This window comes from Pelovirga sp. (assembly GCF_059864205.1).
This window is the reverse complement of record NZ_JCBCBS010000048.1, coordinates 1-1,398: the sequence shown is the minus strand read 5'-3', so window position 1 is coordinate 1,398 and position 1,398 is coordinate 1. Positions and strand designations below refer to the sequence as shown.

At 43.2% G+C, this 1,398-nt stretch carries 1 protein-coding gene; it reads right to left on the bottom strand.

Going from position 1 to position 1,398, the window contains the following annotated elements:
* Window positions 1–1,302 (bottom strand): O-antigen ligase family protein (locus tag AC6F7T_RS03020; RefSeq protein ID WP_500716494.1); only part of this gene is annotated, 1,302 nt, incomplete at its 3' end.
* Between the last annotated feature and the right edge of the window lie 96 nt (window positions 1,303–1,398).

The following is a 1,398-nucleotide window of genomic DNA, read 5'->3' as shown; positions in this document are numbered from 1 at the left end:
GGTGACAAAAAGAAGGAGCAGGGCAGGATGTCGCAACGGCCACGAAAATTGGGACTGAATCAGGAAAGGCACCAGAAACAGGTGGCTGTAGAGGAAAAGTGGCCTATCAATATGTGCTGGCCTGATGCAATATGTCCAGATCTTTTTGAAAAAAAAGAAAAGAAAAAACAGTACCAGTCCAAAAAGAAAAATGCCCCCTTCGGCCAGCAGTTGCAAATATTCGTTATGAGCCCATAAAGTGGACTTCATCGCTTCGAATTCGACAAAACCGAGCAGATCATGCGCTACCGGCCCATAACCGTTCATCAGGAAACGATAGTTATCGAGTCCCACACCCAACCATGGGTGATCAAGAAAAATCAGGATGGCGCTGGTCCAAAAGACAAAACGACCAGAGGGGTTGGTACCGGTATCGGAAAAAGAGCGGGTTGCAACAACTTCTTCAATTCCCACAACCAAGGCAAGTCTGGAGAAAGTAAAGGCGACCGCAAGGGACATTAAAATTAAAAAAAATTCTTTGCGTGCGCTGTGATCTTCTGCCAAATAACGTTTACTGACAATCAACCAAAGCATAAAACAAAGGATCAGGAAGAGCCCAAGAAAGCCTCCTTTCGATCGTGTCAAAAAAAAGGACGTTGCGACAACAAGCACTGGCACAAAGCGAAGCAAACCAATCCATGACGGTTGATAGCTGTACTTAACAAAGTTATGCAAATAACGATACAGAGAGACGAGCAGTGTGAGGGATAAAAAAAGGGCGAAAAGATTTGACTGCCCATAAGGCCCGGAAATGCGGGGATCGTTATCAGCGGGAAGCAGATAGGGGATCAAGGGGGTTTGCGTTACTCCGCATATGTGAAAGTAAAAATACTCATATAAGCCGAGTAGGGCAGCCAACAGTCCAAAAAGTAAAAAGACATCGATGAAGGTTTCAATGAAATCATGCCGGACGCGGGAAAAGTTAGTGATCAGAAAAAAAACTAGAAGATAAACCCCTAAAACCCCAAGTAAATAAAAAGACCATATACTGTAAGCAGCATAAAAAGAACCCATAAAAAAAAGCAGCCAGAAAGCAAATCCCCAAGTGTGCCCATCCGACAAAAAAAAATATCGTGACTGGGAAAAAAGATATCCACAACTGATGAACGACGCGAACGACACGACATAAAGCGCTCCCACATCTCCGGTCGCAGCGAGAAAGGAGGGGTTGACAAACTGCATTATCAGCAGCACCACCGCAATCACAGCAGGAAGAATGTTATTTTGTCCGCGCCAAGCAAAGCGATTAATTATGTTTTTCAATTTTTTTAAACCAGTTGAGTTCTCATCTTAAAAATCAAAAAGCCCCTCAAACGAAGGGCTTTTCAATAAAATATTCATACTTTAATTTACTGAGAT